Below are 15,475 nucleotides of genomic sequence, written 5' to 3' on the forward strand. Positions count from 1 at the left end.
CTCGATCGTCAATCGAGAATGGCTTGAATGGCAGCGGCAACTTCGGTCACGGCCGAATCGATGTCGTTGCCATCGAGCCAGAGTCTTGGGCCTCGCACCTTATCATCGACTTTCTGGGCGAGGCGATCCTGCAGCCGCTCTCGCTGCAGATTGTTCCACCAACTCCCTTCGATCTCTGAGAAGGTGCTATCAGGACGTTTCCAGAATATCACCAGTCGCGGGCCAGTGGTCTCTTCCGAGGGGTAAACCAGGTCGGGGGCGATGACCTCGGAGGTTGCCTGCCACCAGGGGACAATTCGAACGGCATGGCCTGGGGGTAAGTTCCTCAGATCCGATCCGCGATCGACGACCGATGGAAGTATTCCTTCGAGCGGCGTTCCTTCTTTTAGGTTCGCCCACAGATCGTTAGGGTGCGAAACGACGTCCTCGCCAAGCTCCGCCGCGACGCGTTCGCACAAAACGTGCAAAACGGGACCAGGCAGCGAAGCAATCTCGACGAGCGGCGGCGCGTTCTGTAGTTGCTGCCAAAGCTCGCCGATCGATGTGTGGAGTGTTGGGTGGATCATCTCGGCAGCGACTTCCGCGGAAGGCTGCATCACGAACTTGCGAAAGCTCATCCGAGGATGAGGCACCGTCAGGCTGGGCGTCGCGATGACCTGATCGTCGTAGAGGAGCAAGTCGAGATCGAGCTTGCGGGCACCCCAGCGTTGCTTCCGCACGCGGCCATGCTGTTGTTCGATATCGATCAGCTTCTGATGGACTTGATCGGGTGACAGCTCGGTCGCCAGCTTGGCGGCGGCATTCAAGAAGTCAGGCTGGCCAGAGGGGCCGCCCACCGGTTTGGTTACCAGCAGTTCGCTGCGTTGCAACAAGGTAAAAGCTGGATCAGCTGCCAACTCGTCAATCGCCTCGTGCAGCGTTTCGCCGCGATCCCCAAGGTTCGCGCCCAAGGCAATCAGGATCGTGGGCACGTCGGCTCTGCTTTAATGAACGGGGGAGCGAGAGAAATCAGAACCACTTTCCGATGATGTGTCACACTAAAAAGCAAGAAGGGATATCCATAAAACAGGCCCGAAGGTCTGTCGCGGTCGCTCCAGTCGGTCGTCGCCCTTCAAGTTTTTAGTGGGAGAGTTTGCCAACCTTTACGTGGCAAATCCGTTTGCCGGAAAGCAATGCTCTCGCACATATCGTGACCTCTCTCCGACGAGATCTTCTCGCTGGCCAGCACCTTCGTCGTTGCTGCTTTCCCGGCGCGCAGACCTTCCGTAGGGAAGTCTGTTTTTCTAGCCAGGAACCGGTTGGTCAGAACGACCAAATTGCAACAAATGACACGAGTTTTGGCGAGGAGGAGAGGTGATCAAGACGCGATTAGCGTCCCTTGGTTCCAATCAACATAGGGACTAATTTTGCGAAGCGAGCACGAGTTGTCAAGCAACCATGGGAATCTTTTTTCGACATTGCGGTTCCTACTCGAAAACCACCGAGGAAAAAACTTTTTCGATCCTCGTCGGTAACGCGCGTCGATAAATGGTATGTAAGAACTTGTGAAGAAGTTGCGTGTAAGTCGTGAGATATCGCGGCGATACTCATTGAAGAGTCTTCCGGGGCACACCGCAAATCGTTCGAACGTCAAGCGGTTCTACGCAAGGCGACGATGGGTCAAGGCGGGCAGCTCGGAGCGAATCCTACGTAGCTTAGCGAGATCAATCTCGGCTAAAATGATCCCTGGTTCGCGCGACGATCCGCGTGCCAGGACTTCGCCCCATGGATCGATGATCATCGAGTTTCCGTAGCACTGGATCGAGTCGGCATACAGCCCGCATTGATTTGCGGCGATTACATAGATCTGGTTTTCGATGGCACGGGCTCGCGCAAGGACTTCCCAGTGAGCCTGGCCCGTCTTGTCCGTGAATGCCGCTGGTAGAACACAGATCTGCATCCCGTCTTCTGTCAGGTGTCGAAACACTTCGGGGAACCGCAGGTCATAGCAGATCGCCTGGCCGACGTGCCCCAGCGGTGTCGCGGATACCGAAAGCTGCGATCCGGCACGAACATGCTCTGACTCCATCACCGTGACATCGGGCAGGCGGATATCGAAGCAATGGATCTTGTCGTACGTGGATAAAGTTTGCCCATGAGGACCAAAGACGAGGCTTCGATTTACCACCTTATTGGGATCGTTGCTGGCCTCGATCGCGATACTTCCGGCACACAGCACCAATTGATGCTTGATTGCCAGCTGCCGCATCCGTTCCAATGTCCCACCGTCCATGGTTTCCGCGTTTTTTCGCAGTTCGGTGACCTTTCCCAGGAAGGGGAAAAGCTCGGGCAAGACGACCAGTTTGGCTCCCTGTTGGGCCGCTTCGGCGATCAATGATTCCGCTTGTTCCAGATTGGCCGATTTTTCCGCGCCCGAAGACATCTGAATCGCAGCTGCGACGAAAGGGGGGATCATGAAGAACATCTCCTAGGTTTCGTTTTCTTCGGCCAGTGCACTATACTTGAAGGCGGACTTGGGCGGTCGCTGTGGCCATCAGCGGGTTCGTGCAACCATCTTCTCGGAATTACCCGAACACCAAATGAGCATCCATTCCGATAACGAGCAGTTCGAGTTGTCGCACGTACAGCAGGCCTTACTGGAGACCTCTTTGGACGATTCGCGTCGCGTTGAGTTGTTGCAGCAGTTGCTGGGGGAAGCCGCATGTTACCGGCTGGCGATCTACGAGATCCCGCTCGACTTCGTACTGTCGGTGGTGATTCCCATCTTCAACGAAGTGAACTCACTGCAACAAGTCATTGCAGCAGTTCGGCAGTGCGGTTTCAAGTGTGAAATCATCCTGGTCGACGATGGAAGCACCGATGGAACACGCGACCTGCTGGAATCGCTCCGTGGTCAGTCCGATTTGAAGATCATTCTGCACGAGAAGAACCAGGGCAAGGGTGCCGCCTTGGCAACCGGCTTCAAAGAAGCGACCGGCGATGCCGTGATCATCCAGGATGCCGATCTGGAATACACACCAAAAGATTATCGTGCGTTGTTGCAGCCGATTATCTGCGAAGGGGTCGACGCCGTTTATGGCAGTCGCTTCATCACCGGGCATCGCAACGTGCCGCGTGTCCGACATTACATGGCCAACAAGTTGGTGACCATGTGGTCGAACTTGTTCACAAATCTGTTGCTGACCGACATGGAAACCTGCTACAAGGTGTTCCGCCGCGAAGTCATCCAGGAAATTGCCCCCACCCTTCGCGAAAAGCGATTTGGTGTTGAACCGGAAATCACTGCCAAGCTGGCTCGTCGCAAGGGCCTGCGAATCCGCGAAGTACCGATCCGTTACTTTCCTCGCACGTTCGAGGAAGGTAAGAAGATCGGCTGGAAGGATGGGATCCGGGCATTGTGGTGTGCGATTCGTTACTAACAGCTCTCCCCTCCCACTCCCCTTCCCCGCCCCATGAATGATGCCCCGTCTTCGGAGATTGGTTCGTCTCCCGTCGATCCCAATCTCTTCAAGAAGACGCAGCGTGCGACGCGACTGACGATGATTGGTCAGATCGCCGGACAGGTGATCTCGCTAATTGTACTGGCCGAGATGTATCGTCTGGTCGATCCGGTCGAGTTCGGCCTGCTGGGGATGTTCATGCCGATCTTGCTGCTGGTCCGTTCGTTCGGATCACTAGGCATGGACATCGCGACTGTTCAAAAACGGAATCTTACCGACGAGCAGTCGTCGACGTTGTTCTGGTACCAGGTCATCACCGGTGTGATCCTCGTCGTTGTGTTGGCTGGGCTCAGTCCGCTGCTTTCCTATTGGTTTCATGCCGAACGGCTGTTGCCGGTGGGCATCGCCTTGTCGGGCACCGCCCTGCTCTACAACTCGTACTCGCAGCACAAATCACTTGCCGAAAAAAAACTGCGATTCGGTCGGCTGACCATCGTGCGCCTGCTTTCGCTGGTGGTTAGTGGTGGCCTCGGGATTGTCGCCGCGTGGTTCGACTATGGCGTGTGGGCGTTGGTGATTCAGCAGTACGCCGAGTTGATCGTTCTGAACATCGGCTTCTGGGCGATCGAGCCTTGGCGACCCGGTCGACGGGCTCACTTCTCGGAAGTTCGCAATCTGCTGCAGTTCAGCGGGTTCTATACCCTCAGCGGTTTGTTCTTCGCGGTCGGTCAGAATCTCGACAAGATCTTGCTGGGCGTGTTGATGGGTGGCACCAACGTCGGTCACGAATGGATCGGGTACTATACCCAGGCCTACAACCAGATGATTCGCCCGGTCTATTTGTTGACGTCGCCGGTCACTGCGGCCATGTTGCCTGCGCTTTCGCACGCGCGTGGCAATAGAGAAGTCTTCACGCGTTTGACCGGCAACTTCTATCGCATGGTGGGCATCATGCTCGCACCATGTTCAATCGGTATGTTTCTGGTGGGCGAGCGATTGATGCCGGTGCTCGGTGGTGACGAGTGGATCGAGTCTGGCGAGCTGCTGGCGGTGATGGGTCTGATGATTCTGGCGCAAGCGTGGATCAACATCTCTGGCAGTTTAATGAGCGCCGCTGGACGGGCCGATATGCTTGCCGTCGGTGCTTTCGGAACGCTGATTTCGTTGGGGGCTGCTTGCTGGTTCGCTCTGGCAACCATCGGTTCCGATCCATACGCTGTGACGCTTGAACTCGCCTTGGCGATGTCATTGGCGACGATCTTGATGTGCGGTCCGTATCTCTACTTCTGCTTCCACTTTGCCGGGATCGACGCCAGGGCGATCTTCTGGAAGCTTGTGCCCGCGATTGGTGCCTCGTTGCTGATGGGGCTGGTGGTGTCGCTCGTAGGCTATGCCGAAAGCTTTGTGCCTCAGGCCGTGGTCCTGGTCAAACAGGTCGTGGTGGGCGTGGTCGCTTACATGCTGTTCGCGCGAAGCGAGATTACCTGGCTGTGGCGGCAACTGCGTGGATTGAGCGCGGACGAAGACATCCACACCGTCATTGATTGAGCGTCGGCGTTTCTAGAAGCTGCCCAGGATCGAATCGCCTCGAAACTTCGGTCGAGCCAACACCATCTGGCTGACGCCGATCTGACGTTCATGAAATCCTGCTTCGCAGTAGGCAAGATAGTATTCCCACATCCGCAGGAAGTAGTCGTCCATGCCAAGCTTGCGAATGCGGGGCATGTTCTCGAAGAAGTTCATTCGCCAATCGGCCAGCGTGCGAGCATAGTGAGGACCGAAGTCTTCGGTATGCAAAATTCGCAGATCCGACTTGTTCGCGATCGATCGGGACAGCAAGTGGTAAGACGGCAAGAAACCGCCAGGGAAGATGTACTTCTGGATGAAGTCGACACCGCGCGAGTAACTTTCGACACGTTCGTCCGGAATCGTGATCACTTGTAGAGCCATCGTCCCCTCAGGCTTCAGCAGCGAGGCACATTTCTGGAAGTAAGTGTCGAGATAATCTCGCCCGACCGCTTCGATCATCTCGATGCTGACGACATGATCGAACTGCCCAGTAAGATCACGATAGTCCGACTTGAGCAGCGTGATCTGGTCGTCGAGACCAGCGGCTTTAAATCGCTTGCGAGCGAACTCGTGTTGCTGCTCCGAAATGGTGGTCGTCGTCACGTGACAGCCATAATGCTTCGCGGCGAACTCCGCGAAACCTCCCCAGCCCGTGCCAATCTCCAGGACGTGACTCCCTGGTTTGATATCAAGTTTCCGGCAAATGCGATCAAGCTTCGCAAGGGATGCCTCCGCCAACGGCGTCTGCTCGTTGCGGTAAATAGCCGAAGAGTACATCATCGACTCGTCCAGCATCAGACCGAAAAACTCGTTGCTCAAGTCGTAATGGGCCGCGATGTTTTTGCGGCTGCCAGACTTTGAGTTACGAGTCTGCCACTGCTGAAGCTTCCGCCACGGACCGAGCCAGAACGATGTTCGTTTCTCGATTCCTTTAAGTGATTCCAGATTGCGAGCCATGATTCGCAGCAGTGCGGTCAGGTCACTGCAAACCCACTTTCCGTTCAGGTAAGCTTCCGCAGCGGCGAGCGTGCCCCCGAAAATCATGCGGCGATAGACACGCAGGTCATCGATCCGCACGACCGCACGTAGCTCGACATCGCTGCTCGGCCCGAATTGATGCTGCCCCAGCGGGTCGACGATCAGGACGTGCCCGGCATCAATTCGTGAGAGAGCCTGGTGAAGCAGTCGGCGGCACTGCCGCGAAACCCAACAATGAAGCCCTGCCGCTACCTTGGCTTTCATGCCGCTGGCAGGCCGAACCGATGCTTGAAGTGCAATTTCACCTACAGCGGTTTGGTCGCCGGGGCAGCCATTTCGCTGCCGGATTGTTTTCGCGGGTGAGGATAGATGGGACATCGTTTCCACCAAAGTTTCCAGGCTTCCAAGTAGATTGCCGCGACGACCTTCAGGCTCATAGCCGGCACACTAGGTAGGAACCGTCGAGTACCCCTGGGTGCTAACAGCTTTTTTTCTAAATCCATCCCAGCCCCAAAGATGGGGCGTCCGGCGTCGATGTTCTCGAGCCCCACCGAAAGACGCTCGCCGAATGAGCGAAACGTCCAGCGATACCGCTGATCCATCGGCATGAAGGGGGAGACATGCATCTGCTTGGGATGCTCGCAGGTCCACGCCTTTTTTTCATCGTTCCAGCTCGGCTCGAGGAGATAGGCGTGCTGCTCGCCCCACGGGATGTTGTTCACTTCGGCGATGATCTGCGAAGGTGCCGCGGTGGGTGTTTTGCCTTCGATCAGAAACAAGTTCAGCGGGCTGAAGTAATAGCCGAAGTGCCGAAGCTGCGTGACCAAACGAATGGACCCCTCGGGCCGCTTACCCGATTGCTGCTCGACAAACTGCCGCACACGAGCATCCAGGCTTCCGGAAAGATGTCGGAGATGCACATCACGTGGAAACGAAACCCCGGCCCAGCGATGGTCACTCAGCAGTCGGTTCGGACCGACGATCTGATCGAGTTCGGCCAGATCGAAACAGGCCATCGTTATCCGATACCGGAAGTGATGAGGGACCGGCGTGTGTCGCGAGTGTGTGACAAGTCCTTCGTAGAGGCAGCTTCGCATGCGTCGAGGTTCTTTCCAAAATAGGCGGCGACCGCCAAAGCACTCTTCACGCCATCTTCGTGGAAGCCATACCCACACCAGGCACCACAGAAGTACGTGTTCCGCTTCCCTTGAATCTCAGGCAAACGCTGCTGCGCCGCAAAGGAATGACGGTTATAGGCTGGATGATCGTACTTGAGCGTCTTCAAGATCTTCGACGGATCAATCCGATCGGTAATGTTCAAACTGAGCAGGATCGGCCGCGGAGAATCGACGTTCTGCAAACGCGATAGGTCGTACGTCACGCTGGCGGTCGTCTGATGATTGGCCGGCAGGAAGTAATTCCAGCTTGCCCAAGCGTGCAGATGCGTCGGCAGCAAGCTGGTGTCGGTGTGCAGAATGGCTTCGTTGGGTTGGTAAGGGAAGTGCGACAGAAGCTCGCGCTCGGCCTCGGTCGGCTCGTCGAGCATTCGTAGCGATTGATCGGCATGCGTCGCCAGGATGACCTGATCGAAGGTCTCGGTGACGTCGTGAGATGTCGTGATGATCACCTGATCGTCGCTGCGGCGGATCGATTCGACCGGCGAACGCAAACGAACCCGATCGGCCAGCGGCGCGATTAGCTTCTGCACATATTGCTTCGATCCTCCCACGATCGTTCGCCACTGGGGACGATTGCGAATGGCCATCAGGCCGTGATTGTCACAAAAGCCGAGGAAAAATTCGGCGGGGAAGTCGAGGATTTGTTCGGGATCGGACGACCAGATGGCGGCTGCCATCGGGACCAGATACTTCTCGCGAAACATCGTGCCGACCTGGCAGCGGTCGAGGAATTGCCCGACCGTTTCATTCGGCCGGATGGCGTTCTCTTCGACTGCCTTCGTCCCATGCTGATTGAATCGCAGAATGTCCCGCAGCATGGTCCAGTAACGAAGGGAAGTGAGGTTTCGCCAACTGGGGAAGAGTCCCCGCAAGCTGCTCCCTTGATATTCAAGACCGCTTTGCTCGCAACGAACACTGAAGCTCATGTCGCTCTTCTGCGACTCGACTCCCAGCATGTCGAGCATGCGGCAGAAGTTCGGGTAGGTGCGATCATTGAACACCATGAAGCCGGTGTCGACGTCGTAAGGCTTGCCATCCAATTCGCACGTGACGGTGTTGCTGTGCCCGCCTGGGTAGTCGGCCGCCTCGAACAAGGTGACTTCGTGGTCGGCGTGCAAAAGTCTTGCGACCAGGTTTCCGCTGATGCCACCACCAACCACAGCAATTCGCTGACGACGCATCGACGGGCTCCTAGAGAGTTGGGAAATGATTATGAACCGCCGTCGATGACGACTTCGATTCCGGTGGCCAAGGGAAGAAGGCACTCGTACGGCGAATGTAATCGGCGTACTCAGGGCGACGATTCGGAATGCGTTTCTCGAGGTGGGCGACGCCAGAGAACCACAGCAGGCAGAAGGTCATCAGCGCCGGACCGATCGCCGTCCACCATGCCGATGCATCGACCGAGACCACCAGGAGGTAATAGCCCCACCAAAGCACGCAGTCTCCGAAGTAATTGGGATGCCGTGTGTAACGCCACAAACCCTGATCAAGCACCTTACCTTGGTTCGATGGATCGCTCTTGAAGCGGGACAGTTGCCAGTCGCCGATCGACTCGAAGGCGAGACCGATCATCCACAATGCGATGCCCAGCACCGAGAGGGCCGTGAACGAACCTTCCAGCGTGGGCATGATTTGCAGCGGTAAAGAAACGATCCACATAATCGTCCCCTGGAGGCCGTAAACGACCACCAGACTGAAGAGAGCGAAGTTCCGACCTGGCTTCTCCCGCATCTCGCGGTAACGGGAATCTTCTCCCTTGCCGATGTTCCGCCAAGCCAGATAGCCAGCCAGGCGGCAGCCCCACAAAGTGACCATCCCCACCAGGATCCACGCCAGAAGGCTCGGGGCTGCTGCATTCAGGATGGAGCTCCAGGCAATTACCACGAAGCCAAAACCCCAAAAGATGTCGACGATACTGGCATCCTTCAGGGCCAGACTCAGCAGCCATAGCAGCACCATGCAGCCCAGCACGATGCCGGCGTTGGTCAGAAGTAAGGTGCTGAAGTCCATAAAAAAAGCCGCGGTCGCGTACCAGGAAAAAAAGGCCTGATAACGCAAACCGCAGCTTTTGGATGCGATTAACGGGCGTAACGGAAGTTTTTAGCCCGCTTTCTTTTCGGCAATCCAGCGATCGACCTGCCGTTCCAGAATCGGGAGCGGGAGTGCACCGCTATCGAGAACCACGTTATGGAACTCGCGAAGATCGAAATCTTCGCCCAGTTCAGTCTCGGCCTTGGCTCGCAGTTGCTTGATTTTCAGCTCGCCAATCTTGTAGCCCAGGGCCTGGCCTGGCCAGACGATATAGCGATCGATTTCGACAGCAACTTCCAGGTCGCTCTTGCCGCTGTTTTCTTTAAAGAACTTGATGGCCTGGGCTCGGCTCCAACCCATGTTGTGGATGCCGGTATCGACCACCAGGCGGCAAGCTCGCCACATCTCGAAGGTGAGCTGGCCGAACTTGTCGTAAGGGGTCTGATAGAAGCCCATCTCTTCCCCCAGCGACTCGGCGTACAACGCCCAGCCTTCAACATACGCGGTGAAGTGCCCATGACGTCGGAAGTTGGGCAGGTCGGTCAGTTCCTGGGCACGAGCGATCTGCAGGTGGTGACCTGGAACCGCTTCGTGCAGCGTCAACGCTTCCATTTCGTACTTCGGACGGCTGTCCAAGGCGTAGGTGTTCGCCATGAAGAAACCGGCTCGGGCCGCTTCCGGAGCACCAGGGTAGTAGCGTGCCGAAGTCTGGTTTGGTGCTTCGTAGTCCGGGAAGGCCTTCACGCCGTAAGGAAGCCGAGGCAGTTCGACGAACAGCTTGGGCAGCTCGGCATCGACTCGCTTGGCGATGTCGCGGTAGCCAATCAGCAGGTCGTTGGGGTCGGTGTAATAGAACTGCGGATCGGTCTTCAGGAACTTGATGAAGTCGTCGAAGTCTCCTTCGAAGCCAGACTCACGAATGACCTTCTCCATCTCGCCGCGGATTCGTTTGACTTCACTCATGCCGATTTCATGAATCTCTTCTGGACTCAGATCGGTCGTCGTCGAGCTACGGCAGCGGAAGGCATAGTACTGCTTGCCATTGGGAAGCGCCGAAGCACCGATGATCTCGGCGGCGTTCGGAAGGTATTCGTCTTCCAGGAATGCCTTGAACTTCAATAGCGCGGGGAAGACCTGGTTGGCGATCGCTTCTTTCCCTGCCTTCTTCAGGCGAGCCTGGTCGTCGGCCGAGATCGAGTCCGGGAAGTCTTCGAAGGGATCGAACAGCGGGCTGTCGGTGGCGTCGGCCAGGACCTGACCACTGATCTGGCGAGGGATACTGCCCAGCGGACCGGGCGGCTGCACCCAGCGTTTTTCCAGCCCTTCCTTCAACAGGTCAACGTTCTGCTGGAGGAAGTTCGGATACTTGTTCAATCGCGAAAGATAGTTCTCGTAATCTTTGACAGTCTTGAACGGCATGTTCGTCGCCGTTTGTGCCATCGTGAATTGAGGGCCGTCGAGCTGATCGACCGCCAGGAGTTCGCTCGGGTACTTTTCGCCATCGATCGAGCGACGCAGGTCGTACTCGAACAGTTCGTACGAAAGCAGGTCCTCTCCAGTCAGTTGGCTGGCGTCGATCTTTTGCAGCTTCTCCAGCATTTCGTGCGGGTGCTGTTTCCGCTTATCGATCGCTTCTCGCGAAAGATCGGTCCAGCGATCGTTGCCGCGAGGATCCCCCAGCCATGTCCCCATGGTGGGATGATTATCGAGCTGCCACTCCCAGTCTTCGTCGAACAAGGCGTGGAGTTGTGTGGAGGCGGAGTTATCTTCCGCGGAAGCAACCGCCGGAGCGAACACGCTCAAGGCGGCCAAAGAAAGAGCCAACAGGCGAAGCGACGACATGGGAATTCCTTGCGTGGAACCAAACGCGAGTAAGGCAGACCAGGGGCAAGGTCCATTCTGAACGACGGTTGGGCAGTCGCCAACCAGTGAAAATGTACAAAATCACGAATCGTTGTCTGAAAAATACTGGACAGTCCCCAGCGATTCGATCGCTTCGCCGATTCTAGACAGGGCCACTGCATACGCGGCTGTCCGCATGTCGATCTTCTTTTCGACCATCCAGTCGTAGATGTGATTGAACTCTTGTCGCATCATCGCGTGGAGCCGCTGCTGCACTTCTTCGAGGCTCCAATAAAACCCTTGCTGGTTCTGGACCCACTCGAAGTAGCTGACGGTCACGCCCCCTGCGTTGGCAAGGATATCGGGGATCACCAGTTTCTCATTTTCATTGAGAATCTCGTCGGCCTCGCCGGTGGTTGGACCGTTGGCCACTTCCACGATCACCGGGGCCGTGATCCGCTGGGCGTTCTCGGCCGTGATCACATTTTCCAGCGCCGCTGGTATCAGCAGGTCGACGTCAAGTTCCAGAAGCTGCTCGTTGGTGATGGTCTTCGCTTCAATTGCTTCGCAAACCGAGCCGGTGCAGTAAACCGCTTGAAGCCGCCGCGACTCGTTTTTGATTTGAATCAAGCTGGGGATATCGAATCCGCCTGGCTTATAGATCCCACCGCGCGAATCACTGACGGCGACCACCTGGTATCCATCGGCATGCAGAAGTCGCGCGATGCTTTGCCCGGCGTTGCCGAAGCCCTGGACGGCGACCCGAGTTTGCTTCGGAATCCAGTCCCGCTTCTTGGCGAGCTCTTGAATGCAGTAGTAAGCTCCGCGTCCAGTGGCATCATCACGTCCCTGGCTGCCGCCCAATGGGATCGGTTTGCCGGTGATCACGCCAGGGGTGCGGCGACGATGGATCTTTGAATACTCGTCCATCATCCACCCCATGATCATGGCATTGGTATACATGTCAGGGGCTGGGATGTCGGTGTCGGGGCCGATGAAGTCGGCGATTTGTTCGATGAACCCGCGCGAGAGCCGCTCGAGCTCCATTCGCGAAAGCTCCTTCGCGTTCACGCAGATGCCACCTTTCGCGCCGCCGTAAGGAATGTTCATCACGGCGCATTTGAAGGTCATCCAGAACGCCAGCGCTTTCACTTCCGCGATGTCGACACTCGGTGAGTATCGCAGACCACCTTTGGTGGGCCCGCGTGTGTCGTCGTGCCGCACGCGATAACCGCTGAAGACTCGCAGCGATCCGTCATCCATACGAAGCGGGATCGAGACTTGCAGAATTTGCTTGGGGTGCTTCAGGCGTTCGAGCGCTTCGGCATCGATCTCGGCAAACTGGAATGCCTTGTCTAGCCGGGCGATCGCTCCTTCAAAAAGGTCGGGACTCGTGGAGGCGTTCATGGTGGGGTTCCTCACGGCGCGATGGGAGAGAGGTGTCTCAGCGGCAGATGGGGAGAATGCCGCGAGTGGTACTCACGCTTGTATTCTTCCCCTCGAGAATAGGGGAAGCAAGGAAAATAGGTCCGGTTCTACCGATGATAGACCATCGGAGGCAGACCGACCGTTGGAATCGATGCAGGCCGAGGTTCCAGCGGAACGCTAGGCCAGGCGACCTCGCGGCGGAGGACGCGACGGGCCACGTCGGCATAGATCTCTTCGTGTCGGACCACGTTGCGGTGGTTGTCGAACATATCGAGGAAACGGGCACGTCCGGCCTGGCCCATCTGCTGGGCCAATTGGTCATCGCCCAGAATCTTGACGATCGCCTCGCCCAAGGCAGCAGCGTCCTGGCTGGGGACCAGGTAACCGGTCTCGCCATCGGCGACACTTTCGATCAGACCGCCAACTCGCGTGGCGACCACGGGCTTGCAGGCAGCCATCGCTTCGGGAGGTGTCAGACCGAAGGCTTCCTGGGTGGGGCAAGCGACCAGAAGATCGATGGCCCGCATCACGTTGGGAATGTCGTTCTGGAAATTGATGAAGCGAAACGCATCGCGAACGCCCATCCGAATAACCTGGGAACGAACCCGCTTGATGTAAATCGGGCAGCGATTGCCGATCACAGCGATCTTCGCGTTGGGAACTTGCCGCAAGATCGCTGGCAACGCTTTGAGCAGCAGCAGGTGATTTTTGCGAGGACACACGTCACCGACGATGCCAACCACTTTGTCTTCTTCGCGGAAGCCATGTTCTTCTCGCCAGGCCTGGCGGAGTTCGTCGGCGTTGCGAGGGATCGGGGCATGATCGATCAGGGCCCGAACGGTCTCGACATTCTGTTGGCGAACGCGGTTCCAGTTGACTTCGACACTACGGGTATGATCCGAGTTGGCGATCACAAAGTCTTTCATCGCCCAATAGGCGTGGACTTTGGTGTGATGGGCAGTAGCGACGACGGGGACGCGGGTGAACATCTTCAGCATGATGCCAAAGAGTTGGCCACTGGTATTGTGCGTGTGAACGATGTCGACGTTTTCGTCTTCGATCCAGCGGGCCATATGCTTGACCTGCTTCAGCGGCCAGCGGCGAAGTGCGGAATCGACAAACTTGATGTTGGTCCCTTCGACTTGCTCTTGAATCCACGAGCCTTCCCGACCAATCAAAGTGACGTCATGACCGCGGCGCGCGAGGGCTTCGGTCAGTCTCAAGCACTGGATAATGGCTCCGTTGACGCCGAATCCGGAGATGAGTTGGACGATTTTCATGGGGGGCTGCAGGGTTTCATGGGGATTTCGACAAGTCGATCTGCCAGCACGGAAACAGTTCGAAGGGCGTAATTAACTAAATTCTCATACCAAGGCAATACGAACCCGCCTGGATTATTTCAAGATCCCCCAACGGCAAGGGATCGTCGCCCTAGCTTTCGCAGTTGTGGTAAAGTATCCCCATTGGCTTACCTCCCTGGATTGATAGCAGCGATAGCACCCGATGACGCAGTATTCTGGCAATGGCGGAACCGACGGCGCGAACATGGTGATGTTCTGGCCTGAGAATCTCCCGGAAGAAGCAGACACCATGCTCCGCAACGATCCGATTTCCTTCGTCGACACCATGCGCGAGGAAGGCCGGGTCATCTGGTTTTATTGTGATGGCGATGGCCAATATGCGGTGACCGTCTTTCTAGATGAAGACCCACCGGGCGAGCTCCGCAAGTTCATGGTCGATGAGGAGGTCTACCCTGACGTCCGGGTCCAAGGCACGACCTATTTCGGCGGGCTCGAGTACATGTACCAGGAAGATGACGGGATGATCCAAGAGTTCCCGGGCATGTGTAACACGATCGATCTGCCCGAGGGAACCTATCAGGGGGCGGTCTATCGGACCGACATTCCAGCGGCTTTCAGCCGGCAATGGCTCATGCAACGGATGGGGACCAGCCGGTATCGGATTCTGCACTGGCAACAACTGCTCAGCAAAGCGGCTGTTTTTGGGGCGGTGGGTGTACTGTTCGCCTTCTTTTTCCTGGTCTGGTATGTCTGGCTAGTTTCGGTGGGGGCTGTTGCGTTAACCTTTGTAGCCGCGGTCTTGCTGGCCCGGTCGGAATCGTGCCGGGAAGCGATCGTGGCGATCGACGAATTCACCGAGACCTTCCCAGAATACGTCGTCGTGCTTTCGTCGCAGTCCCCTGCCTCGCTGGAAGAACCCGAGTCCGAACAATTGGCAATGCCCGTCGGTTAGCCACCAGGAACACCATGCATGAAGCTGAGATGTCCTAATTGCGAGATCTACCTCCCTGCCCGGCAGATGAATGTCGAAAAAGACATTGTGATCTGCCACGACTGCAACGAGGCGTTTTCGATCTCGAACTTGTTGGGCGTGACGAAAACGCCGGCTGCCCCGATCGGCAATGGTTGGCAGTCCGAGACCGGGTATTCCACGACCGCGGTGTCGAACTTCCCCTTCGACATCAACATGCCCCCACGTGGGGTCGCCTACGATAACAGCGGCATGGGGTGGCGCATCGCGGCGACCACTCGGAACTGGATGGCATTGTTCCTGATTCCGTTCATGTGCGTCTGGTCTGGCTTCTCGCTCGGCGGGATCTATGGCTCTCAGATCGTCGAAGGCGAGTTCAATCCGTTCTTGTCACTCTTTGGCATTCCGTTCCTGTTGGGAACGTTGGTTATGGGGTGGATGGCATTGATGAGTCTCTTCGGCCAGGTCGTCGTGCGAGCGGACGAAATGGATCGCGACGGAGGGATTGTCTTTCAAGGAATCTGGCCACTGGGACGCACCCGCCGATTCCGTTGGTCCGACGTGCAGAACATCGACGAGACGCAATCGTTCACACGCAAAGGTGGAGCAACGACCCATATACGGCTGATGCGATCCGAAGGGGATATCAAGTTTGGTGGCATGCTTTCGGAAGAACGCCGCCGCTATATCATGCAGGCTTTGCTTCAATTGACAGGACGTCGCGGTTAGCAGGGA

Annotated in this window: 13 protein-coding genes; 4 read left to right on the plus strand and 9 right to left on the minus strand. The window is 56.9% G+C overall.

From position 1 onward, the window contains the following. Positions 1–8: 8 nt before the first annotated feature. Both folK and ABD890_RS15010 read right to left on the minus strand, forming a co-directional pair. Positions 9–971 (minus strand): 2-amino-4-hydroxy-6-hydroxymethyldihydropteridine diphosphokinase, encoded by a 963-nt coding sequence (gene folK / locus ABD890_RS15005; RefSeq protein ID WP_345091144.1) that lies wholly within the window; start codon positions 969–971, stop codon positions 9–11. Positions 972–1,639: 668 nt separating this feature from the next. Then, complete coding sequence (locus ABD890_RS15010) at positions 1,640–2,455, minus strand: carbon-nitrogen hydrolase family protein (RefSeq protein WP_345091148.1); 816 nt, start codon at positions 2,453–2,455, stop codon at positions 1,640–1,642. A 124-nt stretch (positions 2,456–2,579) separates the two neighbouring features. Between ABD890_RS15010 and ABD890_RS15015 the strand changes: the two genes are divergently transcribed. Both ABD890_RS15015 and ABD890_RS15020 read left to right on the plus strand, forming a co-directional pair. After that, positions 2,580–3,419 carry a glycosyltransferase family 2 protein gene (locus ABD890_RS15015; RefSeq protein ID WP_345091151.1) on the plus strand — a complete coding sequence of 280 codons (840 nt, stop codon included), beginning with the start codon at positions 2,580–2,582 and terminating at the stop codon, positions 3,417–3,419. Between the two features lie 33 nt (positions 3,420–3,452). After that, positions 3,453–4,988, plus strand: a complete 1,536-nt coding sequence (locus ABD890_RS15020) for a lipopolysaccharide biosynthesis protein (protein ID WP_345091153.1) — start codon at positions 3,453–3,455, stop codon at positions 4,986–4,988. Positions 4,989–5,000: 12 nt separating this feature from the next. Here ABD890_RS15020 and ABD890_RS15025 read toward each other — a convergent pair whose 3' ends face one another. From ABD890_RS15025 to ABD890_RS15055, 7 genes are all read right to left on the minus strand, one after another. Beyond that, the gene (locus ABD890_RS15025; RefSeq protein ID WP_345091156.1) at positions 5,001–6,251 is read right to left on the minus strand and encodes a class I SAM-dependent methyltransferase; all 1,251 of its coding nucleotides are present in this window, start codon (positions 6,249–6,251) and stop codon (positions 5,001–5,003) included. A gap of 41 nt (positions 6,252–6,292) precedes the next feature. Then, positions 6,293–7,084, minus strand: a complete 792-nt coding sequence (locus ABD890_RS15030; protein ID WP_345091159.1) for a DUF1365 domain-containing protein — start codon at positions 7,082–7,084, stop codon at positions 6,293–6,295. After that, on the minus strand, positions 7,006–8,346 hold the full coding sequence (locus tag ABD890_RS15035) for an NAD(P)/FAD-dependent oxidoreductase (protein ID WP_345091162.1): 1,341 nt from the start codon (positions 8,344–8,346) through the stop codon (positions 7,006–7,008). The genes ABD890_RS15030 and ABD890_RS15035 overlap by 79 nt, the downstream gene beginning before the upstream one ends. Before the next feature lie 10 nt (positions 8,347–8,356). Next, complete coding sequence (locus ABD890_RS15040; RefSeq protein WP_345091165.1) at positions 8,357–9,178, minus strand: DUF1295 domain-containing protein; 822 nt, start codon at positions 9,176–9,178, stop codon at positions 8,357–8,359. A 90-nt stretch (positions 9,179–9,268) separates the two neighbouring features. Next, entirely contained in the window at positions 9,269–11,041 is a 1,773-nt protein-coding gene (locus ABD890_RS15045) for a DUF885 domain-containing protein (RefSeq protein WP_345091168.1), read from the minus strand. 102 nt (positions 11,042–11,143) lie between these two features. Then, positions 11,144–12,448 (minus strand): Glu/Leu/Phe/Val family dehydrogenase, encoded by a 1,305-nt coding sequence (locus ABD890_RS15050; protein WP_345091171.1) that lies wholly within the window; start codon positions 12,446–12,448, stop codon positions 11,144–11,146. Positions 12,449–12,576: 128 nt separating this feature from the next. After that, positions 12,577–13,749, minus strand: a complete 1,173-nt coding sequence (locus tag ABD890_RS15055) for a glycosyltransferase family 4 protein (RefSeq protein ID WP_345091174.1) — start codon at positions 13,747–13,749, stop codon at positions 12,577–12,579. Between the two features lie 223 nt (positions 13,750–13,972). Here ABD890_RS15055 and ABD890_RS15060 point away from each other — a divergent pair, with 223 nt between their 5' ends. Both ABD890_RS15060 and ABD890_RS15065 read left to right on the plus strand, forming a co-directional pair. Then, positions 13,973–14,722, plus strand: a complete 750-nt coding sequence (locus ABD890_RS15060) for a phage holin family protein (RefSeq protein WP_345091177.1) — start codon at positions 13,973–13,975, stop codon at positions 14,720–14,722. 18 nt (positions 14,723–14,740) lie between these two features. After that, the gene (locus tag ABD890_RS15065; RefSeq protein ID WP_345091180.1) at positions 14,741–15,469 is read left to right on the plus strand and encodes a hypothetical protein; all 729 of its coding nucleotides are present in this window, start codon (positions 14,741–14,743) and stop codon (positions 15,467–15,469) included. Positions 15,470–15,475 lie beyond the last annotated feature (6 nt).

The sequence above is a fragment of the Bremerella cremea genome (genome assembly GCF_039541315.1).
In the GTDB taxonomy this organism is placed as follows: domain Bacteria; phylum Planctomycetota; class Planctomycetia; order Pirellulales; family Pirellulaceae; genus Bremerella; species Bremerella cremea.

Coding starts and splice junctions, on each gene's coding strand:
- ABD890_RS15030 (WP_345091159.1), bottom strand. CDS start 7,084: ATGCGAAGCTGCCTCTACGAAGGACTTGTCACACACTCGCGACACACG.
- ABD890_RS15010 (WP_345091148.1), bottom strand. CDS start 2,455: ATGATCCCCCCTTTCGTCGCAGCTGCGATTCAGATGTCTTCGGGCGCG.
- ABD890_RS15055 (WP_345091174.1), bottom strand. CDS start 13,749: ATGAAAATCGTCCAACTCATCTCCGGATTCGGCGTCAACGGAGCCATT.
- ABD890_RS15020 (WP_345091153.1), top strand. CDS start 3,453: ATGAATGATGCCCCGTCTTCGGAGATTGGTTCGTCTCCCGTCGATCCC.
- ABD890_RS15035 (WP_345091162.1), bottom strand. CDS start 8,346: ATGCGTCGTCAGCGAATTGCTGTGGTTGGTGGTGGCATCAGCGGAAAC.
- ABD890_RS15040 (WP_345091165.1), bottom strand. CDS start 9,178: ATGGACTTCAGCACCTTACTTCTGACCAACGCCGGCATCGTGCTGGGC.
- ABD890_RS15050 (WP_345091171.1), bottom strand. CDS start 12,448: ATGAACGCCTCCACGAGTCCCGACCTTTTTGAAGGAGCGATCGCCCGG.
- ABD890_RS15045 (WP_345091168.1), bottom strand. CDS start 11,041: ATGTCGTCGCTTCGCCTGTTGGCTCTTTCTTTGGCCGCCTTGAGCGTG.
- ABD890_RS15025 (WP_345091156.1), bottom strand. CDS start 6,251: ATGAAAGCCAAGGTAGCGGCAGGGCTTCATTGTTGGGTTTCGCGGCAG.
- ABD890_RS15060 (WP_345091177.1), top strand. CDS start 13,973: ATGACGCAGTATTCTGGCAATGGCGGAACCGACGGCGCGAACATGGTG.
- ABD890_RS15065 (WP_345091180.1), top strand. CDS start 14,741: ATGAAGCTGAGATGTCCTAATTGCGAGATCTACCTCCCTGCCCGGCAG.
- ABD890_RS15015 (WP_345091151.1), top strand. CDS start 2,580: ATGAGCATCCATTCCGATAACGAGCAGTTCGAGTTGTCGCACGTACAG.